This window comes from Streptomyces sp. R-74717, assembly GCF_047305335.1.
GTDB lineage: Bacteria > Actinomycetota > Actinomycetes > Streptomycetales > Streptomycetaceae > Streptomyces > Streptomyces atratus.
Genome location: NZ_CP102361.1, coordinates 7,347,678 through 7,372,156, shown reverse-complemented (window position 1 = coordinate 7,372,156; position 24,479 = coordinate 7,347,678). Strand labels below are relative to the sequence as shown.

Below are 24,479 nucleotides of genomic sequence, written 5' to 3'. Positions count from 1 at the left end.
CCGGCGAGGCACCGCCGGAGCCAACCGGTCTCGCCGGATGGTCGCGCGCGGTCCCCGGGAGCCCACGACCACCCGGTCAGCCGGGCTGCGCCTGCCGTTCGGGTGCCGGTCCGGGAGCTTCCTCGCGCACCGGCCCGCGCGGCCGCCGCACCGCCAGCACCGCCACCCCCGCACCACCCGCCAGTACCGCGCAGGCCGGCCAGAGCAGTCCCGGCGCGGCGGCGTAGAGGGCCCCGCCGAGCGGCGGCGCCAGCACCTGGCCGCTGATGGAGGCGCCCGCGTACAGGCTCTGGAAGCGGCCCTGCGCATGGGCGGGAGCCTGGTCGGCGACGTACGCCGTCGCGGTGGTCTTGTAGAGGATCTCACCCGCGGTCAGCGAAGCCATCATGGTGACGGCGAACAGCGCCCCGGCCCCCGGGATCAGCACCGCGTATCCCAGCCCCACGAGCAGCAGCCCGGTGCCCACGATGCCCAGCGGAGCGCGTCGGCGCAGCGCGTGCGCCGCGGGGAGTTCCAGCAGCAGGATGAGACCGCCGTTGATGGAGAGCAGCCAGCCGTAGAACTGGGCGCTGTGACCGTGGTCGGACAGGAAGACGGGCAGCGTCGAGTACTGCTGCCGGTAGACGAGGTCGACGCAGAGGATCGCGGCGAGCAGGACCAGCACCGCCGGCCTGGCCCGCAGCTCCCGCCGGAGTCCGGGTGCACCGGGCTCGCGCACCGGCCGGTTGTGCGCGGTGCCGTGCGCCGGAAGCACCGTCGACGCGTATCCGGCGAAGAGCAGTGTCCCGAGGCCGTCGGCGACGAACAGCCAGTCGTACGAGAAGTGGGCGGCGATCAGCGCGCCGAGCGGCGGGCCGACGGCGAACGCCGCGTTGCTCCCGGCCCGCACGAGGGCGAAGCTCTGACGCCGGCTGCCCTCGGGGACGGAGACGGCGACGAGTGCGGCGTTGGCTGCGCGTACGACACCTGCCGCGTACTGCGCGAGCGGCAGCACGCCGTACATCACCGCGACCGGCAGGACCGGCAGGGTGGCGAGCGCCGTCCCGCTCACCAGCGAACCGGTCAGGAGCATCCGGCGGTGGCCGCAGTGGTCGCCGAACCAGCCGCCGGTGAAGTTCCCCGCGACCAGGCCGATGCCGCCGACACCCGCGATCACTCCGGCCTGCGGGACGGTCAGTCCGCGCGGGCCGGTCAGATAGATGAAGAGATAGACGAAGGTGAAGCTGACGACTCCGTTGAGAAAGGAACCGAAGGCCAGCAGCCGTACCGTGCGCGGCACGTCCCGCACGATCCCGAAGAACCTCATCCGCAACACCCTCCCAAGCGAGTCTCTTTTGGGAACGGACTATGGCATCATGCTTTCCTACAGGTCAATCAGGCAAGAGAGGCCGCAGGAGACCGGCGGAGGAGGAGCCCATGCCCCAGCGCACCAGCCTGGCCGACGCCGACTGCGCGATCGCCCAGGCGCTCGATGTCGTCGGCGACTGGTGGACCCTGCTGATCGTGCGGGACACGGCGCGCGGGGTGCACCGTTTCGACGCCCTCCAGGAGGAGCTGGGCGTGTCCCGCAAGGTGCTGACCGAGCGGCTGCGACTGCTGGTCGACGCGGGAGTGCTGTCCCGGGAGCCGTACCAGGACCGGCCACCCCGGTACGAGTACCGGCTCACCCGGCGTGGACGCGCACTGCTGCCCGTACTGATCGCGCTCCAGGACTGGGGCGACACCTGGGTGATGGGAGACGGGGAGATGATGGCAACGGCCACGGAGGCGTCGAAGGAGGCGGCCCGAGTGCACGCCCTGGTGGGCACGCGTCTGCCCGAGCTGCGACTGCTGGACTACGACGGCGTGTTGCGCGACCCGGTCGCCGACACCCCGTACACCGTCCTGTACTGCTTCCCCAGCGCCCACGCCCGCCGGGACGCCTATCCGCCGGGCTGGTCCGAGATCCCGGGGGCGAGCGGCTGCACCCTCGAATCCTGCACGTATCGCGACCAGTTGGCCGAGTTCACGGCTGCGGGCGCGACCGTGCACGGAGTGTCCACCCAACGTCCGGACGAGCAGCGGGCGTTCGCGGACGCGGAGCGGCTGCGTTTCCCGCTGCTGTCCGACGCGGAGCTGGAGCTGACGGCGGCGCTGCGGCTGCCGACGTTCCGTGCGGCGGGGACCAGCCGACTGAAGCGGCTGACGCTGGTGGTGGACGGGGACCGGACGATCCGCGAGGCGTTGTACCCGATCACGGACATCGAGGCGAGCGTGCAGGCGGCGCTGACGGCGATCCGAAGGGCAGGCCCGGCCGGCGAGTGAGGGGCACTTGAGGGCGGGGCCATCAGCCGGCGACGCGCCCCAGCATCTCCCGCGCATACGCCTCGTCGTACTCCCCGCCGGTGAGCAGCACCTGCAGACAGATCCCGTCCATGAGCGCGATCAGCGCCCTCGCCGTGGCCGGATCGGTCCGCCGGGACAGCAACTCGGCCGTGCCGTCGGTCCATTCGGCGGCGACGGGCCGCAACGCGGGTCTGCGGAGCGCGGCGAGGTACAGCTCGTACTCCAGCTCGGCCCGCCCGCGCCCACCGGAGAAGTAATCCCCCAGCAGCCCGGCCAGTTCCCCGGCGAGGTCGGAGGCCGGGTCGGCCAGGGCCCCGCACTCCCGCATGACCTCGGCGAAGTTCTCGTTCGACCGGCGCAGGGCCGCGATCAACAGCTCGTCCAGCGAGGCGAAGTGATACGTCGTCGAACCGAGCGGCACATCGGCCTCGGCCGCGACGGAGCGGTGACTGAGCCCCGCGATGCCCTTGGCGCCGACCACCCGGATCGCGGCATCGATGATGCGGCCGCGCCGCTCGGGGTCGTAACGGCGTGTCATCAGTGGGCCCCTCCCAGATTCAGCACCACCACTCCGGCGATGACCAGCGCTATGCCCGCCAGCTTGACCGGATTGCCGGACTCCCCCATGAAGAGGATGCCGATGGCGGCGACCGCAGCGGTCCCGATCCCGGCCCAGATGGCATAGGCGGTGCCCATCGACAGCGTCTTCAACGTCTGGGCGAGCAGCGTGAAGGCTATGAGATAGCCCGCGACGGTGATGAGCGAGGGCCAGAGCCGGGTGAAGCCCTCGCTGTATTTCATGGCCGTCGTGCCGGCCACTTCCGCCGCGATCGCCGCGGCGAGCAGTCCATATCCCATGTGTACGAGTGTACGCATCGCTGTTCGCACCACAGTACGGCAGCTTTGCGCCATCCGGGACGCTACGGTGTCCCGACCAGCACACAGGACGACAACACAACGGAGCAGCAGTGGCGCAGGACGCAGGGTGGGGCGGCGGTCCGCCGTACGGCGGAGCACCGTACGGAGGGCCACCGGGGTGGGGCGGCTGGATGCCGCCGCCGAAGCCCGGAGTGATACCGCTGGCACCCCTGAAGCTCGGGGACATACTCGGCGGCGCCTTCAGCGCGATGGGGCGCTACTGGAAGCAGCTGTTCGGCATCGGTGTGGCCGTGTACGGCGGGGCGCTGATCGTCGCGGGGGCGGCGGCCCTGATCGCGTACTCCGCGGTCAGTGACCATCTGCGCCGGCTCATCTCGCTCAGCGCCGAGGAGGACCCGTCGTCGACGGACCTCACACCGGTACTGATCGCCCTCGGCGCCGTCTGGCTGGTCGCCATGGCGGCACTCATGATCAGCACAGCCATGATGTACGCGGCCGTTCCCGCGGTCCTGCAGGAGGCAGTACTGGGCAGGCCGACCACCTTCTCCGTCATCTGGCGCCGGGCCTGGGCCCGCGTGCCGGCGTTGATCGGAACGGTGATCCTGACGGCCCTGATCGCGATGATCCCGGTGGTGCTGGCGTTGATCGGCTTCCTCGCCCTCATGATCGGCGCGATCACACTGGCGGACGGGGCCGGCGCCGTGGTGTGGACCTCGCTCGGTTTCCTGGGCGCCCTGGCCACCGCGCCCGTGGCGGCCTGGCTCTGGGTTAAATTCAGCCTGGCCCCCTCGGCCGTGGTCTTCGAGGGGCAGCGCCCTGTGGCGGCACTGCGCCGCTCGTCGCAGCTGGTGCGCGGCGACTGGTGGCGGATCTTCGGGATCAGCCTGCTGGCCTTCGCCATGGCGGCGGTGGCGAACTACGTCATCCAGATCCCGTTCTCGTTCCTCGGCATGTTCTCCGGGATCATCGGGGGCTCGACCCTGGACGACGACCCGAACCCCGCGTCGATCGTCTTCGCGATGAGCGGCTATGTGGTGATCCTCCTGCTGGGACAGCTGATCGGTCAGCTCGTCTCGGCAACGTTCCCGCAGCTGGTGACCGGACTCCTCTACGTCGACCGGCGCATGCGTACGGAGAACCTGGGCCCGGTCCTCGCCGAGGCGGCAGCCGTACCGCCGCAGTACGGCCCCTAGGGCCCCCAGGGGCCTCAGTCGATGAGCGAGTTCTTCGGGCTCAGCACACAGAACTCGTTCCCCTCCGGGTCCGCCAGCACCACCCAGCTCACATCCGCGCCCTGCCCGATCTCCACCCGCCGTGCCCCGAGCCCGATGACGCGCTCGACCTCGACGGCCTGGTCGTCCGGGGCGAGGTCGATGTGCAGCCGGTTCTTGACTGTCTTCTTCTCCGGCACGGGGACGAAGGTGATACCGGGAACCGCGGACTTGTCGGCGCCGATGACGATTTCGTCGTCGGCCTCGAAGAGCACCTTCCAGTCGAGCACTTGACACCAGAAGCGGGCGAGCGACGGAAGATCGTGGGTGTCGACGACGATGCTGTAAAAGGAAACGGCCATGCCCGCCAGTCTGCCTGGCGGGCATGGCCGTTCACCACATCGAATCGCGAAGCCGCCCGTTGCGTCAGCCGCCGACGGTGAACCAGACGGCCCGGGACTTCTTCCACTCGGCGTGGTCGAGGTCCTTCGCCTCCGTGCCGTCCCCGTAGAGATCGGCCGATCCCGCGTCCGTGATCAGCTGCGCCCGGGCGCCCGGAACCGTCAGGTCCGGAACGTCGACGACGGCCTCCCAGCCGCCCGGGTCGGCGGTCGGCAGATCGGCCCGCTTGACCGGCGCGTGTGCGGCGACGCCGTCCCATGTGTAGAGGGCGTACGGGTCGGAGTTGTCGTCGGCCGCCCAGGAGCCGGCCACGATCAGATACTGATCGGCGGCGTTCTTGCGGATGTCCCGGATGCTGAGCCCGCCGAGGTCCAGCTCGATCGGCGTACCGATGACCGCCTTCGCCCCGCTGCCGGCCACCTTGTCGAAGTTGGTGACAGGCACGATCAGGGCCTTGCCCCCTTCCTTCGGCGGCACGAGGGGCGCCCGGAAGCCGAGGTACGCGGTGGTCGTCGAGCCGGGCGCGAACTCCAGGCCCTCGATGTTGAACCCGTCGATCTGCTTGGGTGCTTCACCGTCCGCCGTCCCCGCGGCGAAACCGTACCGGTTGCCGTTCGCCTTGTCCCAGGCGACGAGGTCGTCACGGAGCTTCTTGTACGAGCCGCCGACCGTCAGCTGGGTGGCGGCGCCCGACCCGGTCACCGTCGTGGTGAAGACGGTGTTGCGGTCGGACTTGTACTCGCCGTCCTTGTTGTTGCCGAGCGAACCGGTCCAGTAGATGGTGTTCCCGACCCGGGCCGCGCCCTCGATGTCGATCTCCTTGTCCGCTCCGAGCGCCGAGCCGACGTCCCAGCTCCTCACGGGCGCACCGGATGCCGAACGGCTGTACAGCCGCAGCGCGTTGGACTCGTCGTCGGCCACGACCGCGTACCCGCCGCCGACATCGACGGCGGCCGAGGCGTCCGAGGACCCGGTGAGGTAGCGCGTGTCTGCGGAGTTCCGCACGGCGGCGGACGCTGCGTAGTGCAGCGTCCTGGTGGCGGTCTTGCCGCCGAGCCCGGTGACCTTGATCGTGAGGTCCGTGTAGCCGCGCGCGTGCGCGGCGACCGTGAGCTGCCGGGTGGCACCGGTCCCCGTCACGGTCACATCACCGGTTGTGGCGACGGACGGCTTGGAGCTGGCGGACGCCGCCACACCGAGCGCGGTGACATCGGCGCCGCTCTGCGCGACGGTGACGGTGACCACGGGGTCACCGGTCGCACCGACGGCTCCGGAGAGATAGGAGACCGAGAGCCCGATCGTCGGCGTTCCGTAACTCGCAGCGTGTGCGGGGGGGGTGACCCCCAGAGCGGCAAGCACGAGAACACCGCCCGCGGCGGCGGCCGCCCGGCGGTTCTGGAGCGAAAGCTGATGCAACACAGCGTGCCTCTCGTCGGCGTGATGTCGAGGAGTAGGTTGCGGTTCCCGCACCAACAGCAAAGACACATCATGCGTACAGCAGACGAACAACGCCGAACGGCCCCCGGAAGAAGCCGGGGGCCGTTCGGTGGTGCGGATGGCTCAGACGTTGAAGCCGAGCGCGCGCAGCTGCTCGCGCCCGTCGTCCGTGATCTTGTCCGGGCCCCACGGCGGCATCCAGACCCAGTTGATCCGCAGCTCGCTGACGATGCCGTCGGTCGCGGACTTCGCCTGGTCCTCGATGACATCGGTCAGCGGGCAGGCCGCGGACGTCAGGGTCATGTCGAGGGTGGCGATGTTGGCGTCATCGATGTGGATGCCGTAGATCAGGCCCAGGTTGACGACGTCGATGCCCAGCTCGGGGTCGACGACGTCGTACAGGGCCTCGCGGACCTCCTCCTCGGAGGCCGGCTTGGCCGTCAGGCCCTCGTTGGATGTCACCGTGTTCTCGCTCATGCCGTCTTCCCTTCGGACAGCGCTTTCGCCGTCGCGTCCTTCCACGCCATCCAGCTCAGTAGCGCGCACTTGACCCGGGCCGGGTACTTCGAGACACCGGCGAACGCGACCGCGTCCTCCAGTACCTCCTCCATCGCGTCGTCCGGCTCCAGCTGGCCCTTCGACTGCATCAGTTCCAGGAAGGCCTCCTGGATCTTCTGCGCCTCGCCCAGCTCCTTGCCGACCAACAGGTCGTTCAGCACGGATGCGCTGGCCTGGCTGATGGAACAGCCCTGACCCTCGTACGACACATCGGCGATGGTCTCGCCGTCGTACTTCACCCGGAGAGTGATCTCGTCGCCGCACGTCGGGTTGACGTGGTGCACCTCGGCGTCGCCGTCCCGCAGGCCGCGCCCGTGGGGGTGCTTGTAGTGGTCCAGGATCACTTCCTGGTACATGGAATCAAGCTTCACCAGTCAACCCTCAGCCGCTGTGCCTATTAACCGAAAAAGTTCCGTACGTGTTCCAGACCGTCCACCAGGGCGTCGACCTCGGCGGGCGTGGAGTACAGATAGAACGACGCTCGCGTCGTCGCAGGAATTCCGAACCGCAGGCAGACCGGCCGTGCGCAGTGGTGTCCGACCCGGACCGCGATGCCCTGCTCGTCGAGTACCTGGCCCACGTCGTGGGGGTGGATGTCACCGAGCGTGAAGGAGATCGTGGCGCCGCGATCCTCGGCCGTCGCAGGACCGATGATCCTGAGGTCCGGGACCTCCAGGAGCCGCTTCACCGCGTACTCGGTGATCGCGTGCTCGTGCTGGTAGATCTTCTCCATGCCGATCGCCGAGAGGTAGTCCACGGCCGCGCCGAGGCCGACGGCCTGGGCGATCGGAGGCGTACCGGCCTCGAACTTGTGCGGCGCGGGAGCGTACGTCGACGAGTGCATCGACACGGTCTCGATCATCTCGCCGCCACCGAGGAACGGCGGCAGGTCCTCCAGGAGCTCCTGCCGTCCCCAGAGCACGCCGATGCCGGTCGGGCCGACCATCTTGTGACCGGTGAAGGCCACGAAGTCCGCCTGCAGCGCCTGCACGTCGAGCACCATGTGCGGGGCGGCCTGCGAGGCATCGATGCAGACCAGCGCGCCGACCTGCTGGGCACGGCGGATGATCTTCTCGACCGGGTTGATCGTGCCCATGATGTTCGAGACCAGGGTGAAGGAGACGATCTTCGTCTTCTCCGTGATGATCTCGTCGATGTTGGACAGGTCGAGGCGGCCGTCGTCGGTGATGCCGAACCACTTCAGCTTCGCGCCGGTGCGCTGCGAGAGCAGCTGCCACGGCACGATGTTGGAGTGGTGCTCCATCTCCGTGGTGACGATCTCGGTGTCGTGGTCCACCCGGTAGGGCTCATCGGCCCAGCCGAGCATGTTGGCCACGAGGTTGAGCGACTCGGAGGCGTTCTTGGTGAAGATCACCTCGTTGCGGCTGGGCGCGTTGATGAACGCGGCGATCTTGTCACGGGCGCCCTCGTACAGCGCCGTGGCCTCCTCCGCGACCGTGTACACACCGCGGTGCACATTGGCGTTGTGCCGCTCGTAGTACTCGTTGAGAGCGTCGAGCACCTGGCGCGGCTTCTGCGAGGTCGCCGCACTGTCCAGGTAAACAATCTTCTTCCCGTCGTGGACCGTACGATCCAGCAGGGGGAAGTCCTTGCGGATCGCCTCGGTGTCGAGGAGGCCCGGCAGCTGTGTCACGCGGAAGCGCCACCCTTCACATATGCCTCGTAGCCCTCGTTCTCCAGCTTGTCGGCGAGCTCGGCGCCGCCGGACTCGGCAATGCGGCCGTTGGCGAAGACGTGCACGAAGTCGGGCTTGATGTAGCGGAGGATCCGCGTGTAGTGCGTGATCAGCAGGGTGCCGACCTCGCCGGTCTCGCGGACCCGGTTGACGCCCTCGGAGACGATGCGCAGGGCGTCGACGTCCAGACCGGAGTCGGTCTCGTCGAGGATCGCGACCTTCGGCTTGAGGAGCTCCAGCTGAAGGATCTCGTGGCGCTTCTTCTCACCGCCGGAGAAGCCCTCGTTGACGTTGCGCTCGGCGAACGCCGGGTCCATCTGGAGCTGGGACATCGTCTCCTTGACCTCCTTCACCCAGGTACGCAGCTTGGGCGCCTCGCCGCGGACGGCGGTGGCGGAGGTACGCAGGAAGTTGGAGACCGAGACACCGGGGATCTCGACCGGGTACTGCATCGCGAGGAACAGACCGGCGCGGGCGCGCTCGTCGACGGTCATCTCCAGGACGTCCTCACCGTCCAGGGTCACCGAACCACGGGTGATCGTGTACTTGGGGTGACCTGCGAGGGAGTACGCAAGGGTGGACTTGCCGGACCCGTTGGGGCCCATGATGGCGTGGGTCTCGCCCTGCTTCACGATCAGGTCGACGCCCTTGAGGATCTCCTTCGTGGCGTGGTCGGCCTCGACGGAGACGTGCAGGTCGCGGATTTCAAGCGTTGCCATGGGTGACTCAGGACTCCTGGGTGACGGAGACGAGCACATCGTCCCCTTCGATCTTGACGGGGTATACGGGGACGGGGCGCGTCGCGGGAAGGCCGGACGGCTTGCCGGTGCGGAGGTCGAAGCTGGAGCCGTGCAGCCAGCACTCGATCATGCAGTCCTCGACCTCACCCTCGGACAGTGAGACGTTCGCGTGCGAGCAGATGTCGTTGATCGCGAACACCTCGCCCTCGGTACGGACGACGGACACCGGGATGCCGTCGAGCTCCACCCGCTTCGGGGTGTCGTCCTCCAGCTCACTCAGCGCACAGGCTTTGACGAAGGCCATCAGACGGAAGCCTTCAGCTCGGTCTCGATCTTGTCGAGCAGCCGCGCCTCGACGTCCGGCAGACCGATCTGCTGGACGAGCTCGGCGAAGAAGCCGCGCACGACGAGCCGACGGGCCTCCTCGGCCGGGATGCCGCGGGACATCAGGTAGAAGAGCTGCTCGTCGTCGAAGCGGCCGGTCGCGGAGGCGTGACCGGCGCCGACGATCTCGCCGGTCTCGATCTCCAGGTTCGGCACCGAGTCGACCCGCGCGCCGTCCGTGAGGACGAGGTTGCGGTTCATCTCGTAGGTGTCGGTGCCCTCGGCCCTGGCCTGGATGAGTACGTCACCGATCCACACCGCGTGTGCGCCGTCGCCCTGGAGCGCGCCCTTGTAGGCGGCGTTGGACTTGCAGTGCGGGGTGTTGTGGTCGACCAGGAGGCGGTGCTCCTGGTGCTGGCCCTTGTCGGTGAAGTACAGGCCGAAGAGCTCGGCCTCGCCGCCGGTGCCCGCGTAGCTGACGCGCGGGTGGAGACGGACGAGGTCACCGCCGAAGGTGACGACGATCGACTTGAACGAGGCGTCCCGGCCGACCAGCGCATTGTGCTGGCCGACGTGGACGGCGGTCTCGTCCCAGTCCTGCACGGAGACGACGGTGAGCTTCGCGCCGTCACCGAGGACGTAGTCCACGTTGGCGGCGAGCACCGCGTCACCGGTGTGGTCGATGACGACGACGGCCTCGGCGAAGGCACCCAGCTCGACGACCTGGTGGCCGTAGGCCACGCCGCCCTCGCCGTGCACCGCGATGCGGATCGGCTCGGTGAGCACGGCCTCCTTGGCGACCGTGACGACGGAAGCCTGCTCGAAGGACGTGTACGCCTGGGCGGCGACGCGGTCCACCGGGGTGCCGGCCTTCCCGAGCCGGGCGTCGTCGCGGCCGACGGTCTCGACCGTGACGCCCTCGGGGGCCTCCACGGCGACCTTGACGGCGCCACCGGTGGCAACGGCCGTGCCGTCGTGCAGCCCGCGCAGCCGCTCCAGCGGCGTGAACCGCCACTCCTCCTCACGGCCGTGCGGGACCGGGAAGTCCGCGACGTCGAAGGACGGGGGCGCGCTCATGCGCGTGGCGACGGTCGACTCGGCGGCCACCGCGATGGACCCGGTGGTGGTGGACCCCGCCGGAATGTTCTGAGCCTCAGCCATGGCTGTCGTAGTGCTCGCTTTCTCTGTCAAAAGTCGGGGGATTCGGTCGTCAGGCTGTGCTAGGCCCTGTTAGCCGACCGAGCCCTCCATCTGCAGCTCGATCAACCGGTTGAGCTCGAGGGCGTACTCCATCGGCAGCTCCTTCGCGATCGGCTCGACGAAGCCGCGCACGATCATCGCCATCGCCTCGAACTCCGTCAGACCGCGGCTCATCAGGTAGAAGAGCTGGTCCTCGGAGACCTTGGAGACGGTCGCCTCGTGCCCCATCGACACGTCGTCCTCGCGGACGTCGACGTACGGGTAGGTGTCGGAGCGCGAGATCGTGTCGACCAGCAGTGCGTCACAGAGGACGTTGGACTTCGCACCCGGCGCGCCCTCACCGATCTCGATCAGGCCGCGGTAGGAGGTACGGCCGCCGCCTCGCGCCACCGACTTGGAGACGATGTTGGAGGAGGTGTTCGGCGCCATGTGGACCATCTTGGCGCCGGCGTCCTGGTGCTGGCCCTCGCCCGCGAAGGCGATGGACAGGGTCTCGCCCTTGGCGTGCTCGCCCATCAGGTAGACGGCCGGGTACTTCATGGTGACCTTGGAGCCGATGTTGCCGTCGACCCACTCCATGGTCGCGCCCTCGTAGGCCACAGCGCGCTTGGTGACCAGGTTGTAGACGTTGTTCGACCAGTTCTGGATCGTCGTGTAGCGGCAGCGGCCGCCCTTCTTCACGATGATCTCGACGACCGCGGAGTGCAGCGAGTCGGAGGAGTAGATCGGCGCGGTGCAGCCCTCGACGTAGTGGACGTAGGCGTCCTCGTCGACGATGATCAGCGTCCGCTCGAACTGGCCCATGTTCTCCGTGTTGATACGGAAGTAGGCCTGCAGCGGGATGTCGACGCGGACGCCCTTGGGCACGTAGATGAACGAGCCACCGGACCACACGGCCGAGTTCAGCGAGGCGAACTTGTTGTCGCCGACCGGGATGACGGTGCCGAAGTACTCCTTGAAGAGCTCCGGGTGCTCCTTCAGCGCGGTGTCGGTGTCGAGGAAGATGACGCCCTGCTCCTCCAGGTCCTCACGGATCTGGTGGTAGACGACCTCGGACTCGTACTGCGCGGCGACACCGGCGACCAGGCGCTGCTTCTCCGCCTCCGGGATGCCGAGCTTGTCGTAGGTGTTCTTGATGTCCTCGGGCAGGTCCTCCCAGGACTCCGCCTGCTTCTCCGTGGACCGCACGAAGTACTTGATGTTGTCGAAGTCGATGCCCGACAGGTCGGAGCCCCAGTTCGGCATGGGCTTCTTGTCGAACAGCCTGAGGCCCTTGAGGCGCAGCTTCAGCATCCACTCGGGCTCGTTCTTCTTCGCCGAGATGTCGCGGACGACATCCTCGGAGAGCCCGCGCTTGGCTGCGGCGCCTGCCGCGTCGGAGTCGGCCCAGCCGAATTCGTACGTACCCAGACCCTCGAGCTCAGGGTGGGCAGTCTCCGTAGGGAGCGTCATGCGGGGTTCCTCCCGGCCGTGCTTGCAGATGCTGAATTGGTGGTCTGTGGTGCTGAGTGGCCGCTGCGCGGAATGTACGTCGTACACACACCGTCGCCGTGGGCGATGGTGGCCAGACGCTGCACATGCGTCCCGAGGAGGCTGGAGAAGAACTCCGTCTCCGCCTCGCACAGCTGCGGATACTGCTCGGCGACATGAGCGACCGGGCAGTGGTGCTGGCACAGCTGCTCGCCCCGCTGCGGGCCGGGCGCGCTTCGCGCCGTAGCAGCGTACCCGTCGGCCGACAAGGCCTTGGCCAGCGCCTCGGTGCGCGCCGCGGGATCCGCGGCCTCGATCGCCGTGCGGTACGCCTCGGACTGGGCCGCGATCCTGGCCCGGGCGAAAGCGACGACCGCTTCGTCGCCCGAGGTCTCGGCGATCCAGCGCAGCGCGTCCGCGGCGAGCTTGTCGTAGGACTGGTCGAAGGCGTCCCGTCCGCAGTCGGTGAGGGCGAACGCCTTGGCCGGGCGGCCACGGGTCCGCGCCCCGTACACCCGCTGTTCGCGGGCTTCGACGACGCCGTCGGAGACGAGGGCGTCGAGATGGCGGCGGACCGCGGCCTGGGTGAGGCCCAAGCGCTTCGCGAGCTCGGCAACGGTGGACGGGCCGTGGTCCAGGATGGAGCGCGCGACCCGGTTGCGCGTCGAGCGCTCGCCGGTCGCGAGTTCCTCCTGCGGTGACTCCCGCTTGGCCTCGCCGTATTTCACAACGCCATTGTTGCGTAATTCATCGGGCCCTGACAACCGCGGTCCGAAACGATCTACGGTGCCGTCCATCACTTAGGGTTACCTAATTCGGCCCCGGGAGACGGGCCCTTCCCGCCCCTGCCTAGACTTACCGGCCATGAAGAGCGAGCCCGTCGTACAGGTCAGGAACCTGGTGAAGCGGTACGGCCCCAAGACCGCTGTGGACGGCCTCGACCTGTGTGTACGCACCGGTGCGGTCACCGCCGTCCTCGGCCCCAACGGCGCCGGCAAGACCACCACCATAGAAACCTGCGAGGGCTACCGCCGCCCGGATGACGGGACGGTACGGGTCCTCGGCCTCGACCCGGTCGCCGACGCCGCGAAGCTCCGCCCCCGGATCGGCGTGATGCTCCAGTCGGGCGGCGTCTACTCCGGTGCACGCGCCGACGAGATGCTCCGCCACATGGCGAAACTCCACGCCGATCCGCTGAATGTCGACGCCCTGATCGAACGCCTCGGCCTCGGCAGCTGCGGCCGTACTACCTACCGCCGGCTCTCCGGCGGCCAGCAGCAGCGGCTCGCCCTGGCGATGGCCGTCGTCGGCCGCCCCGAACTGGTCTTCCTGGACGAGCCGACCGCCGGCCTGGACCCACAGGCCCGCCGCTCCACCTGGGATCTCGTACGGGAGCTGCGGGCCGACGGCGTGTCGGTCATCCTCACCACGCACTTCATGGACGAGGCCGAAGAGCTCGCCGACGACGTCGCCGTCATCGACGCGGGCAAGGTCATCGCCCAGGGCAGCCCCGAGACGCTCTGCCGCGGCGGCGCCGAGAACACCCTGCGCTTCACCGGCCGCCCCGGTCTCGACCTCGGCTCCCTCCTGAAGGCACTGCCCGACGGCACGGAAGCGGCCGAGCTCACTTCCGGCACGTACCGCATCACCGGCGACGTCGGCCCGCAGCTGCTGGCCACCGTCACCTCCTGGTGCGCGCAGCACGGAGTGATGCCGTCCGGCATCTCCGTGGAGCGTCGCACCCTGGAGGACGTCTTCCTGGAACTGACCGGCAAGGAGCTGCGCGCATGAGCGCCGGTACGTACATCCCGCAGGCGGGCGCCGCTCCGCTGTCCCGCATGATCACCGCGCAGACCGCGCTGGAGACACGGATGCTGCTGCGCAACGGCGAGCAGCTGCTGCTGACCGTGATCATCCCGACGCTGCTGCTGGTGCTGTTCAGTGCGGTCGACATCGTGGACACGGGGGCGGGCAGGTCCGTCGATTTCCTGACGCCTGGCATTCTCGCGCTCGCCGTGATGTCCACGGCCTTCACGGGCCAGGCCATCGCCACCGGTTTCGAGCGGCGGTACGGGGTGCTCAAGCGGCTCGGTGCCTCGCCGCTGCCCCGCTGGGCGCTGATGACCGCCAAGACGCTTGCGGTACTGGTCACCGAGGTGCTGCAGGTGGTCCTGCTCACGGTGATCGCGTTCGCGCTCGGCTGGTCGCCGCACGGCAACCCCTTCGCCGTCCTGATGCTGCTCGTGCTCGGCACCGCGGCCTTCTCCGGGCTCGGGCTGCTGATGGCCGGGACGCTGAAGGCGGAGGCGACGCTCGCCGCGGCCAATCTGGTCTTTCTGCTGCTGCTGGTCGGCGGCGGGGTGATCGTGCCGCTGGACAAGTTCCCGGACGCGGTGCAGTCGGTGCTGGGGCTGCTGCCGATCGCGGCGCTGTCGGACGGACTGCGGGATGTGCTCCAGCACGGCGCGTCGATGCCGTGGAGCGACCTCGGCGTCCTCGTGGTGTGGGCGGTGCTCGGGCTGGGCGCGGCGGCGAAGTTCTTCCGCTGGGAGTGAGCCGTCGGACGCGCTCCGTCGACGATTCGAGGTAACTCGTCCCCCTCGTGAAAGCTTGCACAAGCCGCCGCCTACGATGGTGCGCGTGCCCAAGCTGACCCGAGCCGAAGTCGCTCAAGCCGCGCGGAACCCGCTCCTCTACATCGCCGAGCGATGGACTCCGTCCCCCCGCACGGTGCGCCGTGCCGCCATGTCGGCCGTCGTGATGGCCGTGGTGATCGTCATGACCGGCGGCGCGGTACGCCTGACCGGTTCCGGCCTCGGCTGCCCGACCTGGCCCAAATGCACCGACGAGAGCCTGACGGCGACGAGCGAGATGGGCTTGCACGGCGCCATCGAGTTCGGCAACCGGATGCTGACGTACGTCCTGTGCGCGGCGGTCGGGTGGGCGATCATCGCCGCCCGGTCCGCGAAACCCTGGCGGCACAGCCTCACCCGGCTCGGCTGGGTGCAGTTCTGGGTCGTTATGGGCAACGCGGTGCTCGGCGGCATCGTGGTGCTGGTCGGCCTCAACCCGTACACCGTCGCGGCGCACTTCCTGCTCACCACGGCGCTGCTCACCGTCGCGCTGGTGACCTGGCAGCGGGTCCGTGAGGGCGACGCGGCGCCCCGTCCGCTGGTGGGCAAGGCGGTGTCCCAGCTGACCTGGCTGCTCGTGGTCGTGGCGGGGCTACTGATCGCGGTCGGCACGGTCGTCACGGGCGCCGGACGGCACGCGGGTGACTCCAGCGACGTCCACCGCATTCCGATCGACTGGAAGATGATCACGCAGCTGCACGCCGATCTGGCCTGGGCCGTGGTGGCGCTGACCGTCGCTCTCTGGTTCGTGCTGAAGGCCGTGGACGCGCCGGTCGGTCCGCTCCACCGCGCCCGTGATCTCTTCCTGGTGCTGCTGGGGCAGGGCGTGATCGGTTACGTCCAGTACTTCACGGACACCCCGGAGATCCTCGTCGGCCTGCACATGTTCGGCTCGTGCCTGGTGTGGATCGCGGTCGTGCGGGTGCTGCTGTCGCTGCGTGAGCGCCCGATGGCCGGCGCCGCGGTGCCCGGTCCTGCTGCCGAGCAGCCGGAGCCCGCCGCGGCTCGCTGAGCGCGGGAGAGCCCCGGGCGCCCGATGGCCGCCCTCATACGTCGATCGCCGGACGGGCCTGAATTCCCAGGCCCGTCCGGCGATCGACGTATGAGGGTCCGTTCGGTCAGGCCTTGTTGGAGGGGCCGCCCAGCTGAATGCCGGCCATCCGCGTCCACTCGTACGGGCCGGTGTGGACCTTCGCGGCGAACTCCCCGTCGAAGGACTCGTGCATCGTGATGCCGGCCTTCTGAGTGGCGCTCTCGGCGATCGCGTACGACGGGGCGACCAGATCGCCCCAGCCGCCGTCCTCGCCCACGAGAACGATGCGAGTGCCCATCTGCCCGATGTAGGCGAGCTGTCCCTCCGCACCGCCGTGTGCCTTGGAGAAGGCGCCGATCTGCTTGGCGAGCTTCGCCGCCCTGCGCTCCGCGCGGGCCGCCTGCTTGCCGCTCTCAACCTGGGTCTCTGCCATGCTCAGGATGCTACCGATGGGTAGATCGACTGGCGACGGGCGGGGCACGTGGCATGGACCACGTACCCCGCCCGTCGGCAGGAATCGATGAAGCGGGACTACCTCAGAAAGGGGTCGACCGCCACGGCGACGAAGAGCAGCGAGACATAGGTGATCGACCAGTGGAACAGCCGCATCTCCTTGAGCTTCCCGCCGGTCACCCCGGCCTTGGCCCGGTTGAGCAGACCGTGCGCCTCCCAGAGCCAGAATCCGCCGGTCAGCAGCGCCACCGCCGTGTAGAACCAGCCGGTGTAGCCGAGCGGGGTCAGCAGCAGTGAGACGGCGACCATCACCCAGCTGTAGATGACGATCTGGCGGGCCACCACCCGGTTGGAGGCGATGACCGGGAGCATCGGGACGCCCACCCGGGCGTAGTCGTCCTTCACCTTCATGGACAGCGGCCAGTAGTGCGGCGGCGTCCAGAAGAACATCACGGCAAAGAGGATGACCGCTGCCCAGGACATCGAGTTGGTCACGGCGGACCAGCCGATGAGGACCGGCATGCAGCCCGCGATGCCACCCCAGACGATGTTCTGCGAGGTGCGGCGCTTCAGCAGCAGCGTGTATCCGACGACGTAGAACAGCAGCGCACCGAGTGCGAGCGCGGCCGACAGCCAGTTGACGAGCAGTCCGAACCAGAGCGTGGAGATCACCGCGAGGGCGAACCCGAAGGCCAGGCACTCACGCGGGCTCACCATGCCGGTGACCAGCGGACGCTGCGACGTACGGTCCATCAACGCGTCGATGTCGCGGTCGATGTACATGTTCAGTGCATTGGCACCGCCCGCGGAGAGATATCCCCCGATGGTGGTGGTGAGAACGAGCCACAGATCGGGTACACCCTGAGCGGCCAGGAACATCACCGGAACAGTGGTGATCAGCAACAGCTCGATGATCCGAGGCTTGGTCAACGCCACGAATGCCTTGACACGGGCCCCGAACGGGCGATGGCCCCCTGGGCTGGGAGTCAAGGCGACCCCTGCGGGTCGGGACTCGACGGCCGTCACGCACACCCCTGACAGAGAAATCCCAGCAAGCTCCGGGCGTGAAGGCCCGGTAAAGACTTGCGCGAACCAGACCACTGTAGACGTTGGGGACAGGCCGCCCTTCGCGGGGGTGGGTCGTGTTGAAGCGGCGCAGAAGTAAGGGGACACGCTCATTGGAGTGGCGTATGAGGGGCCTCGCTCACCGGGGTGGCACAGAGGTGGGGGGATGCGCTCGCCGGAGGGCCCGGGCGCAGCCGGAAGCGCTCATCGAAGGGCCCATAGGTGGGGGCACGCGCTCATCGGAGTAGCGCATAAGTGAGCCGTTGCGCTCATACGGGAGGCGAACTCCGCGGGCCGCCTGCACCCTGGAAAGCAGCCGGAAAATGCTCGTTCCGACGGGGGTAGGCTCGACAACGCCCGGTGCGGTCACAGTCACCGGTTTACAACAGTGGAGAGGAGCCCTGACTCAGGGTGAGCACCAAGCCGACCACCACAGACCTCCAGTGGACCGAATTGGACCAGCGGGCCGTGGACACTGTCCGCGTCCTTGCCGCCGACGCCGTACAGAAGGTCGGAAACGGCCACCCGGGCACGGCGATGAGCCTGGCTCCCGCCGCGTACACCCTCTTCCAGAAGGTGATGCGGCACGACCCCGCCGACGCGGAGTGGACCGGTCGCGACCGGTTCGTGCTCTCTGCGGGTCACAGCAGCCTGACCCTCTACATCCAGCTCTACCTGGCCGGCTACGGCCTGGAGCTCGATGACCTCAAGGCTTTCCGCACCTGGGGCTCGAAGACCCCCGGTCACCCGGAGTACGGCCACACCACCGGCGTCGAGACGACCACGGGGCCGCTGGGCCAGGGCGTCGCCAACGCGGTGGGCATGGCAATGGCCGCCCGCTACGAGCGTGGCCTGTTCGACCCGGAGGCGGCCCCCGGCACCTCCCCGTTCGACCACATGGTCTGGGTCATCGCCGGCGACGGCTGCCTCCAGGAGGGCATCTCCGCGGAGGCGTCCTCGCTGGCCGGGCACCAGAAGCTCGGCAACCTGGTCCTGCTGTGGGACGACAACCACATCTCCATCGAGGGCGACACGGAGACCGCGGTCTCCGAGGACACCCTGAAGCGGTACGAGGCGTACGGCTGGCACGTCCAGCGCGTCGACCAGCTGCCCAGCGGCGACCTGGACCCGGCGGGTCTGTACAAGGCGCTGCAGGCCGCCAAGGCCGAGACCGAGCGCCCGTCGTTCATCGCGGCCCGCTCGATCATCGCCTGGCCCGCCCCGAACGCCCAGAACACCGAGGCCTCGCACGGATCTGCGCTCGGTGACGAAGAGGTCGCCGCGACGAAGAAGGTCCTCGGCTTCGACCCGGAGAAGTCCTTCGAGGTTTCCGACGAGGTCATCTCCCACACCCGTGAGGCGCTGGACCGCGGCCGCGAGGCCAAGGCCGAATGGGAGAAGGCGTTCGCCGCCTGGCGCACCGCCAACCCTGAGCGCGCCGCCGAGTTCGACCGGATCTCCGCGGGCGAGCTGCCCACGGGCTGGGAGGACAAGCTTCCGGTCTTCGAGCCGGGCAAGAGCGTCGCCACCCGCGCCGCCTCCGGCAAGGTGCTCCAGCAGCTCGGCGAGGTCATCCCCGAGCTCTGGGGCGGCTCCGCCGACCTCGCGGGCTCGAACAACACCACGATCGACAAGACGTCGTCGTTCCTCCCGACGGGCAACCCGCTGCCCGGCGCGGACCCGTACGGCCGCACGATCCACTTCGGTATCCGCGAGCACGCCATGGCCGCGGCCATGAACGGCATCGCGCTGCACGGCAACACGCGCATCTACGGCGGCACTTTCCTGGTCTTCTCCGACTACATGCGCAACGCCGTGCGCCTGTCCGCGCTGATGCACCTGCCGGTGACCCACGTGTGGACGCACGACTCGATCGGTCTCGGCGAGGACGGCCCGACCCACCAGCCGGTGGAGCACCTGGCCTCGCTGCGCGCCATCCCGGGTCTGAACATCGTCCGCCCGGCCGACGCCAACGAGACCTCTATCGCCTGGCGCGAGATCCTGCGCCGCCACACCAAGGTGTTCGGCAAGGGAGCCCCGCACGGTCTGGCGCTGACCCGCCAGGGCGTGCCGACCTACGAGGCGAACGAGGACGCGGCCAAGGGCGGCTACGTGCTCTTCGAGGCCGAAGGGCCCGAAGGGCAGAACACGCCGCCCCAGGTCCTCCTGATCGGTACGGGCTCCGAGGTGCACCTCGCCGTCGAGGCGCGCGAGGAGCTGCAGGCCGCCGGTATCCCGACCCGTGTGGTCTCGATGCCGTCGGTCGAGTGGTTCGAGGAGCAGGACCAGGCTTACAAGGACAGTGTTCTGCCGCCGTCCGTGAAGGCCCGGGTCGCGGTCGAGGCCGGTATCGGTCTGACCTGGCACCGGTACGTCGGAGACGCCGGCCGGATCGTCTCGCTGGAGCACTTCGGTGCTTCCGCCGACGCCAAGGTCCTCTTCCGCGAGTTCGGCTTCACGGGCGAGCGCGTCGCCGCCGCCGCGCGGGAATCTCTCGCCGCCGCCACACGCTGACGCCGTTATACGACTAGTAGGAGATGCAATTCTCATGACAGACGCACTCAAGCGCCTCTCCGACGAGGGCGTGGCGATCTGGCTCGATGACCTGTCGCGCAAGCGGATCACCTCGGGCAACCTTGCCGAGCTGATCGACGAGCAGCACATCGTGGGCGTCACCACCAACCCGTCGATCTTCCAGAAGGCGATCTCGCACGGCGACGGTTACGAGCAGCAGCTCACCGACCTCGCCACCCGCAAGGTCACCGTCGACGAGGCCATCCGCATGATCACGACGGCCGATGTACGGGACGCCGCGGACATCCTGCGTCCTGTCTTCGACGCCACGGACGGCCAGGACGGCCGGGTCTCCATCGAGGTCGACCCGCGCCTGGCCCACCACACCGATGCCACGGTCGCCGAGGCCAAGCAGCTGGCCTGGCTGGTGGACCGGCCCAACACGCTCATCAAGATCCCGGCGACGAAGGCCGGTCTCCCGGCGATCACCGAGGTCATCGGCAAGGGCATCAGCGTCAATGTCACGCTGATCTTCTCGCTGGAGCGCTACCGCGAGGTCATGGACGCCTACCTGGCGGGCCTGGAGAAGGCGAAGGCCGCGGGCCTGGACCTCTCCAAGATCCACTCGGTGGCTTCGTTCTTCGTGTCCCGCGTGGACTCCGAGATCGACAAGCGGCTCGACGCGGTCGGCACCCCGGAGGCCAAGGCGCTCAAGGGCAAGGCAGCTCTCGCCAACGCCCGGCTCGCCTACCAGGCTTTCGAGGAGGTCTTCTCGTCGGACCGCTGGGCCGCCCTGGACAAGGCGCACGCCAACAAGCAGCGTCCGCTGTGGGCCTCGACCGGTGTCAAGGACCCCGCGTACAAGGACACCCTGTACGTCGACGACCTGGTCGCCCCCGGCACGGTGAACACCATGCCCGAGGCCACCCTGGACGCCACGGCGGACCACGGGCAGATCACGGGCAACACCATCGCCGGCACCTACGAGCAGGCACGTGCCGAGCTCGACGCCGTCGCGAAGCTCGGGATCTCCTACGACGATGTCGTCCAGCTTCTCGAGGACGAGGGCGTCGAGAAGTTCGAGGCGTCCTGGATCGACCTGCTCAACTCGACCGAGGCGGAGCTCAAGCGCCTCGCCCCTTCGGAGGGCTGACCACCTTGTCTGGTGTTCCCGGAGCCAACCCGCTTCGTGACCCCCAGGACCGACGGCTCCCGCGCATCGCGGGACCGTCGGGCCTGGTGATCTTTGGCGTCACGGGCGATTTGTCCCGTAAAAAGCTGATGCCCGCCGTCTACGACCTGGCCAATCGCGGCCTGCTGCCGCCGGGCTTCTCCCTCATCGGTTTCGCGCGCCGCGAGTGGCACGACGAGGACTTCGCACAGGAGGTCCACGACGCCGTCAAGCAGCACGCCCGTACGCCGTTCCGCGAAGAGGTCTGGCAGCAGCTCATCCAGGGGATGCGCTTCGTCCAGGGCAACTTCGACGACGACGAGGCCTTCGAGACACTGAAGGCCACGATCCAGGAACTCGACAAGGAACAGGGCACGGGAGGCAACTTCGCCTTCTACCTGTCCGTGCCGCCGAAGTTCTTCCCCAAGGTCGTCCAGCAGCTCAAGAAGCACGGGCTCGCCGACCAGAAGGAGGGCTCCTGGCGGCGTGCCGTCATCGAGAAGCCCTTCGGCCACGACCTGAAGAGCGCGCAGGAGCTCAACCAGATCGTGCACGACGTCTTCCCGCCCAACGAGGTCTTCCGGATCGACCACTACCTGGGCAAGGAGACGGTCCAGAACATCCTGGCGCTGCGGTTCGCCAACACGATGTTCGAACCGATCTGGAACCGGAGTTACGTCGACCACGTCCAGATCACGATGGCCGAGGACATCGGCATCGGCGGCCGGGCCGGCTACTACGACGGCATCGGCGCCGCTCGTGACGTCATCCAGAACCACCTGCTCCAGCTGCTGGCGCTGACCGCGATGGAGGAGCCCGGCTCCTTCCACCCGAAGGCCCTGGTCGCCGAGAAGCTCAAGGTGCTCACGGCGGTGGAGCTGCCGGAGGACCTCGGCAAGCACACCGTGCGCGGTCAGTACGCGCACGCCTGGCAGGGCGGCGAGGAAGTCCCCGGCTACCTCGAAGAGGACGGCATCGACCCCAAGTCGAAGACCGACACCTACGCCGCGATCAAGCTGACGATCAACAACCGCCGCTGGGCGGGCGTACCGTTCTACCTCCGTACCGGCAAGCGGCTCGGCCGCCGGGTCACGGAGATCGCGGTCGTGTTCAAGCGCGCCCCGTATCTCCCCTTCGAATCCGGCGCCACCAAGGAGCTGGGCGGCAACGCCCTGGTCATCCGGGTCCAGCCGGACGAGGGAGTGACCGTGCGGTTCGGCTCCAAGGTGCCGGGCACCTCGATGGAGGTCCGGGACGTCACGATGGACTTCGCGTACGGCGAGTCCTTCACGGAGTCCAGCCCGGAGGCGTACGAGCGGCTCATCCTCGATGTGCTGCTCGGTGACGCCAACCTCTTCCCGCGGCACCAGGAGGTCGAACTCTCCTGGAACATCCTCGACCCGATCGAGGAGTACTGGGACAAGCACGGCAAGCCCGCGCAGTACCAGGCGGGCACCTGGGGCCCGGCCGAGGCGGACGAGATGCTTGCACGAGACGGACGGAGCTGGCGCCGGCCATGAAGATCGATCTCACGGAAACCACTTCCAGCAAGATCAACCAGGCGCTGGTGTCGGCCCGCCGTGCCCTCGGCACCCCGGCCATCGGCATGGTGCTGACCCTGGTCATCGTCACCGACGAGGAGAACGCGTACGACGCCCTCAAGTCGGCCGGCGACGCCTCGCGCGAACACCCCTCTCGGATCATCGCGGTGATCAAGCGGGTCAGCCGCTCGCCGCGCAGCCGCCGGGACGCCCGGCTCGACGCCGAGGTGCGGGTCGGCTCCGACGCGGGCACCGGCGAGACCGTCGTCCTGCGTCTCCACGGCGAGCTGGCCAACCACGCCCAGTCGGTGGTCCTGCCGCTGCTGCTGCCGGACGCCCCGGTCGTGGTCTGGTGGCCCGAGGGCGCCCCCGACGATCCGGCGAAGGACCCGCTGGGCGCGCTCGCCCAGCGCCGGATCACGGATGCGTACTCGGCGGAGAACCCGGGTGACGAACTCGCGGTGCGCGCCCGGTCGTACTCCCCGGGCGACACCGATCTGTCCTGGACCCGCATCACGCCGTGGCGCTCGATGCTGGCGGCCGCGCTCGACCAGCAGCAGGTCGAGGTCGTCTCGGCGACGGTCGAGGGCGAGTCGGAGAACCCGAGCTGCGAGCTGCTCGCCATGTGGCTCGCTGACCGGCTCAAGGTTCCGGTGGAGCGCACCCAGTCCGCCGGCCCCGGTCTGACGGCCGTGCGGATGCAGACCAAGAACGGCGTCATCGTCCTGGACCGGCCGGACGGTTCGCTGGCCACGCTCTCGATGCAGGGCCAGCCGGACCGTGCGGTGGCGCTCAAGCGGCGGGACACCGCCGAGCTCCTCGCCGAGGAGCTGCGGCGCCTGGACCCGGACAACACCTACGAGGCGACGGTGAAGTTCGGCGTGGAGAAGCTCGGCGGACCGGCGGAGCCGAAGCCGGCCGCGCCCGCCCCCGCTGCCGCCCCTGCCACCGCGAAGAAGACCGCGGCCAGGAAGGCGGCGACGAAGTGAGTGCTCCTCAGCTTGTCGTGCACCGCGACAAGGAGCTGATGGCGCAGGCCGCCGCGGCCCGGCTGATCACGAAGATCGTGGACGCCCAGGCCGCGCGCGGTCACGCCTCGGTGGTGCTCACCGGCGGGCGCAACGGCAACGGCCTGCTGGCCGCACTCGCCGACGCGCCCGCCAGGGACGCGATCGACTGGTCGCGGCTCGACCTGTGGTGGGGCGACGAGCGGTTCCTGCCGGAGGGTGATCCGGAGCGCAATGTCACGCAGGCCCGCGAGGCCCTGCTGGCCTCGGTGCCGCTGACCCCGTCCCGGGTGCACGCGATGCCCGCTTCGGACGGCCCCTGCGGCAACGACGCCGACGCGGCAGCGGCCGCGTACGCCGGTGAACTGGCCGCGGCGGCCGGTCCGGAGGACCACGGTCCGGTGCCGACGTTCGATGTGCTGATGCTGGGCGTCGGCCCGGACACGCATGTCGCGTCGCTCTTCCCGGAGCTGCCCGCGGTACGGGAGACCGAGCGCACCGTCGTCGGCGTGCACGGCGCTCCCAAGCCGCCGCCCACCCGCATCTCGCTCACGCTGCCCGCGATCCGGGCGGCGCGCGAGGTGTGGCTGCTCGCCGCGGGCGAGGACAAGGCGGAGGCCGCGGAGATCGCGCTCTCGGGCGCCGGGGAGATCCAGGCCCCGGCAGCCGGTGCGTACGGACGCAGCCGCACCCTGTGGCTGCTGGACGCGGCGGCGGCCTCGCGGCTGCCGCGCACGCTGTATCCGCCGGCCTCTCCCTGAGTGGTCGTCAGTACCGTTGCACGCAGGCCCGGTTCGCTCCTCGGAGCGGCCGGGCCTGC

25 protein-coding genes are annotated in these 24,479 nt (G+C 69.0%); 10 read left to right on the top strand and 15 right to left on the bottom strand.

Annotated elements, in window-relative coordinates; genetic code table 11:
• Nucleotides 1-76 precede the first annotated feature (76 nt).
• Nucleotides 77-1,306 carry an MFS transporter gene (locus tag NRF20_RS33770; protein ID WP_413753843.1) on the bottom strand — a complete coding sequence of 410 codons (1,230 nt, stop codon included), beginning with the start codon at nucleotides 1,304-1,306 and terminating at the stop codon, nucleotides 77-79.
• A 110-nt stretch (nucleotides 1,307-1,416) separates the two neighbouring features.
• Between NRF20_RS33770 and NRF20_RS33765 the strand changes: the two genes are divergently transcribed.
• A complete protein-coding gene (locus tag NRF20_RS33765) occupies nucleotides 1,417-2,304 on the top strand; it encodes a winged helix-turn-helix transcriptional regulator (RefSeq protein WP_413753842.1) in 888 nt (295 codons plus the stop codon).
• A 22-nt stretch (nucleotides 2,305-2,326) separates the two neighbouring features.
• Here the strand turns inward: NRF20_RS33765 and NRF20_RS33760 are convergent, their stop codons facing one another.
• Nucleotides 2,327-2,863, bottom strand: a complete 537-nt coding sequence (locus NRF20_RS33760; protein ID WP_398632235.1) for a TetR/AcrR family transcriptional regulator — start codon at nucleotides 2,861-2,863, stop codon at nucleotides 2,327-2,329.
• The gene (locus NRF20_RS33755; RefSeq protein WP_093899538.1) at nucleotides 2,863-3,183 is read right to left on the bottom strand and encodes a DMT family transporter; all 321 of its coding nucleotides are present in this window, start codon (nucleotides 3,181-3,183) and stop codon (nucleotides 2,863-2,865) included. Before NRF20_RS33755 ends, NRF20_RS33760 begins: the two co-directional genes overlap by 1 nt.
• 110 nt (nucleotides 3,184-3,293) lie before the next feature.
• On the opposite strand from NRF20_RS33755, the gene NRF20_RS33750 reads away from it, so the two are divergent.
• Complete coding sequence (locus NRF20_RS33750) at nucleotides 3,294-4,397, top strand: hypothetical protein (protein WP_398632234.1); 1,104 nt, start codon at nucleotides 3,294-3,296, stop codon at nucleotides 4,395-4,397.
• Nucleotides 4,398-4,411: 14 nt separating this feature from the next.
• On the opposite strand, the gene NRF20_RS33745 is transcribed toward NRF20_RS33750, so the two are convergent.
• The 10 genes from NRF20_RS33745 to NRF20_RS33700 form a co-directional block, all read right to left on the bottom strand.
• Entirely contained in the window at nucleotides 4,412-4,777 is a 366-nt protein-coding gene (locus tag NRF20_RS33745; RefSeq protein WP_398632233.1) for a VOC family protein, read from the bottom strand.
• A 64-nt stretch (nucleotides 4,778-4,841) separates the two neighbouring features.
• Nucleotides 4,842-6,236 carry a hypothetical protein gene (locus NRF20_RS33740; protein WP_413753841.1) on the bottom strand — a complete coding sequence of 465 codons (1,395 nt, stop codon included), beginning with the start codon at nucleotides 6,234-6,236 and terminating at the stop codon, nucleotides 4,842-4,844.
• Between the two features lie 141 nt (nucleotides 6,237-6,377).
• Nucleotides 6,378-6,731, bottom strand: a complete 354-nt coding sequence (locus tag NRF20_RS33735) for a metal-sulfur cluster assembly factor (RefSeq protein WP_398632231.1) — start codon at nucleotides 6,729-6,731, stop codon at nucleotides 6,378-6,380.
• On the bottom strand, nucleotides 6,728-7,183 hold the full coding sequence (gene sufU / locus NRF20_RS33730) for a Fe-S cluster assembly sulfur transfer protein SufU (RefSeq protein WP_389285356.1): 456 nt from the start codon (nucleotides 7,181-7,183) through the stop codon (nucleotides 6,728-6,730). The genes NRF20_RS33735 and sufU overlap by 4 nt, the downstream gene beginning before the upstream one ends.
• A 26-nt stretch (nucleotides 7,184-7,209) precedes the next feature.
• On the bottom strand, nucleotides 7,210-8,466 hold the full coding sequence (locus tag NRF20_RS33725) for a cysteine desulfurase (protein ID WP_266362297.1): 1,257 nt from the start codon (nucleotides 8,464-8,466) through the stop codon (nucleotides 7,210-7,212).
• The gene (gene sufC / locus NRF20_RS33720; RefSeq protein ID WP_398632230.1) at nucleotides 8,463-9,227 is read right to left on the bottom strand and encodes a Fe-S cluster assembly ATPase SufC; all 765 of its coding nucleotides are present in this window, start codon (nucleotides 9,225-9,227) and stop codon (nucleotides 8,463-8,465) included. Before sufC ends, NRF20_RS33725 begins: the two co-directional genes overlap by 4 nt.
• Before the next feature lie 7 nt (nucleotides 9,228-9,234).
• The gene (locus tag NRF20_RS33715) at nucleotides 9,235-9,552 is read right to left on the bottom strand and encodes a bifunctional 3-phenylpropionate/cinnamic acid dioxygenase ferredoxin subunit (protein WP_093899509.1); all 318 of its coding nucleotides are present in this window, start codon (nucleotides 9,550-9,552) and stop codon (nucleotides 9,235-9,237) included.
• A complete protein-coding gene (gene sufD, locus NRF20_RS33710) occupies nucleotides 9,552-10,733 on the bottom strand; it encodes a Fe-S cluster assembly protein SufD (protein WP_398632229.1) in 1,182 nt (393 codons plus the stop codon). Before sufD ends, NRF20_RS33715 begins: the two co-directional genes overlap by 1 nt.
• 69 nt (nucleotides 10,734-10,802) lie before the next feature.
• Nucleotides 10,803-12,224, bottom strand: coding sequence for a Fe-S cluster assembly protein SufB (gene sufB, locus NRF20_RS33705; protein ID WP_093899511.1), 1,422 nt, complete (start codon nucleotides 12,222-12,224; stop codon nucleotides 10,803-10,805).
• A complete protein-coding gene (locus NRF20_RS33700) occupies nucleotides 12,221-13,006 on the bottom strand; it encodes a helix-turn-helix transcriptional regulator (RefSeq protein WP_398632327.1) in 786 nt (261 codons plus the stop codon). The genes sufB and NRF20_RS33700 overlap by 4 nt, the downstream gene beginning before the upstream one ends.
• Before the next feature lie 100 nt (nucleotides 13,007-13,106).
• Here NRF20_RS33700 and NRF20_RS33695 point away from each other — a divergent pair, with 100 nt between their 5' ends.
• The 3 genes from NRF20_RS33695 (at nucleotide 13,107) to NRF20_RS33685 (ending at nucleotide 15,887) form a co-directional block, all read left to right on the top strand.
• Nucleotides 13,107-14,033, top strand: coding sequence for an ABC transporter ATP-binding protein (locus NRF20_RS33695; RefSeq protein ID WP_413753840.1), 927 nt, complete (start codon nucleotides 13,107-13,109; stop codon nucleotides 14,031-14,033).
• Nucleotides 14,030-14,797 (top strand): ABC transporter permease, encoded by a 768-nt coding sequence (locus NRF20_RS33690; protein ID WP_398632227.1) that lies wholly within the window; start codon nucleotides 14,030-14,032, stop codon nucleotides 14,795-14,797. Before NRF20_RS33695 ends, NRF20_RS33690 begins: the two co-directional genes overlap by 4 nt.
• 76 nt (nucleotides 14,798-14,873) lie before the next feature.
• On the top strand, nucleotides 14,874-15,887 hold the full coding sequence (locus NRF20_RS33685) for a heme A synthase (protein ID WP_398632226.1): 1,014 nt from the start codon (nucleotides 14,874-14,876) through the stop codon (nucleotides 15,885-15,887).
• A 106-nt stretch (nucleotides 15,888-15,993) separates the two neighbouring features.
• Here NRF20_RS33685 and NRF20_RS33680 read toward each other — a convergent pair whose 3' ends face one another.
• A complete protein-coding gene (locus NRF20_RS33680; RefSeq protein WP_398632225.1) occupies nucleotides 15,994-16,341 on the bottom strand; it encodes a hypothetical protein in 348 nt (115 codons plus the stop codon).
• Nucleotides 16,342-16,439: 98 nt separating this feature from the next.
• On the bottom strand, nucleotides 16,440-17,393 hold the full coding sequence (locus NRF20_RS33675; protein WP_266362278.1) for a heme o synthase: 954 nt from the start codon (nucleotides 17,391-17,393) through the stop codon (nucleotides 16,440-16,442).
• A gap of 444 nt (nucleotides 17,394-17,837) precedes the next feature.
• Between NRF20_RS33675 and tkt the strand changes: the two genes are divergently transcribed.
• The 5 genes from tkt to pgl are packed head-to-tail and all read left to right on the top strand — an operon-like array spanning nucleotide 17,838 to nucleotide 24,420.
• Nucleotides 17,838-19,940, top strand: a complete 2,103-nt coding sequence (gene tkt, locus NRF20_RS33670) for a transketolase (protein WP_398632224.1) — start codon at nucleotides 17,838-17,840, stop codon at nucleotides 19,938-19,940.
• Between the two features lie 34 nt (nucleotides 19,941-19,974).
• Nucleotides 19,975-21,093, top strand: coding sequence for a transaldolase (gene tal, locus NRF20_RS33665; RefSeq protein WP_398632223.1), 1,119 nt, complete (start codon nucleotides 19,975-19,977; stop codon nucleotides 21,091-21,093).
• A gap of 5 nt (nucleotides 21,094-21,098) precedes the next feature.
• Nucleotides 21,099-22,631 (top strand): glucose-6-phosphate dehydrogenase, encoded by a 1,533-nt coding sequence (gene zwf, locus NRF20_RS33660; protein ID WP_266362272.1) that lies wholly within the window; start codon nucleotides 21,099-21,101, stop codon nucleotides 22,629-22,631.
• Nucleotides 22,628-23,641, top strand: coding sequence for a glucose-6-phosphate dehydrogenase assembly protein OpcA (gene opcA / locus NRF20_RS33655; RefSeq protein ID WP_398632222.1), 1,014 nt, complete (start codon nucleotides 22,628-22,630; stop codon nucleotides 23,639-23,641). Before zwf ends, opcA begins: the two co-directional genes overlap by 4 nt.
• The gene (gene pgl, locus NRF20_RS33650; RefSeq protein ID WP_413753839.1) at nucleotides 23,638-24,420 is read left to right on the top strand and encodes a 6-phosphogluconolactonase; all 783 of its coding nucleotides are present in this window, start codon (nucleotides 23,638-23,640) and stop codon (nucleotides 24,418-24,420) included. Before opcA ends, pgl begins: the two co-directional genes overlap by 4 nt.
• Nucleotides 24,421-24,479 lie beyond the last annotated feature (59 nt).

Bases quoted from the DNA above. Each gene is read 5' to 3' on its own strand.
- NRF20_RS33770 (WP_413753843.1), bottom strand. From the start codon at position 1,306: ATGAGGTTCTTCGGGATCGTGCGGGACGTGCCGCGCACGGTACGGCTG.
- NRF20_RS33765 (WP_413753842.1), top strand. From the start codon at position 1,417: ATGCCCCAGCGCACCAGCCTGGCCGACGCCGACTGCGCGATCGCCCAG.
- NRF20_RS33760 (WP_398632235.1), bottom strand. From the start codon at position 2,863: ATGACACGCCGTTACGACCCCGAGCGGCGCGGCCGCATCATCGATGCC.
- NRF20_RS33755 (WP_093899538.1), bottom strand. From the start codon at position 3,183: ATGGGATATGGACTGCTCGCCGCGGCGATCGCGGCGGAAGTGGCCGGC.
- NRF20_RS33745 (WP_398632233.1), bottom strand. From the start codon at position 4,777: ATGGCCGTTTCCTTTTACAGCATCGTCGTCGACACCCACGATCTTCCG.
- NRF20_RS33735 (WP_398632231.1), bottom strand. From the start codon at position 6,731: ATGAGCGAGAACACGGTGACATCCAACGAGGGCCTGACGGCCAAGCCG.
- sufC (WP_398632230.1), bottom strand. From the start codon at position 9,227: ATGGCAACGCTTGAAATCCGCGACCTGCACGTCTCCGTCGAGGCCGAC.
- NRF20_RS33715 (WP_093899509.1), bottom strand. From the start codon at position 9,552: ATGGCCTTCGTCAAAGCCTGTGCGCTGAGTGAGCTGGAGGACGACACC.
- sufD (WP_398632229.1), bottom strand. From the start codon at position 10,733: ATGGCTGAGGCTCAGAACATTCCGGCGGGGTCCACCACCACCGGGTCC.
- sufB (WP_093899511.1), bottom strand. From the start codon at position 12,224: ATGACGCTCCCTACGGAGACTGCCCACCCTGAGCTCGAGGGTCTGGGT.
- NRF20_RS33695 (WP_413753840.1), top strand. From the start codon at position 13,107: ATGAAGAGCGAGCCCGTCGTACAGGTCAGGAACCTGGTGAAGCGGTAC.
- NRF20_RS33690 (WP_398632227.1), top strand. From the start codon at position 14,030: ATGAGCGCCGGTACGTACATCCCGCAGGCGGGCGCCGCTCCGCTGTCC.
- NRF20_RS33685 (WP_398632226.1), top strand. From the start codon at position 14,874: ATGGTGCGCGTGCCCAAGCTGACCCGAGCCGAAGTCGCTCAAGCCGCG.
- NRF20_RS33680 (WP_398632225.1), bottom strand. From the start codon at position 16,341: ATGGCAGAGACCCAGGTTGAGAGCGGCAAGCAGGCGGCCCGCGCGGAG.
- tal (WP_398632223.1), top strand. From the start codon at position 19,975: ATGACAGACGCACTCAAGCGCCTCTCCGACGAGGGCGTGGCGATCTGG.
- opcA (WP_398632222.1), top strand. From the start codon at position 22,628: ATGAAGATCGATCTCACGGAAACCACTTCCAGCAAGATCAACCAGGCG.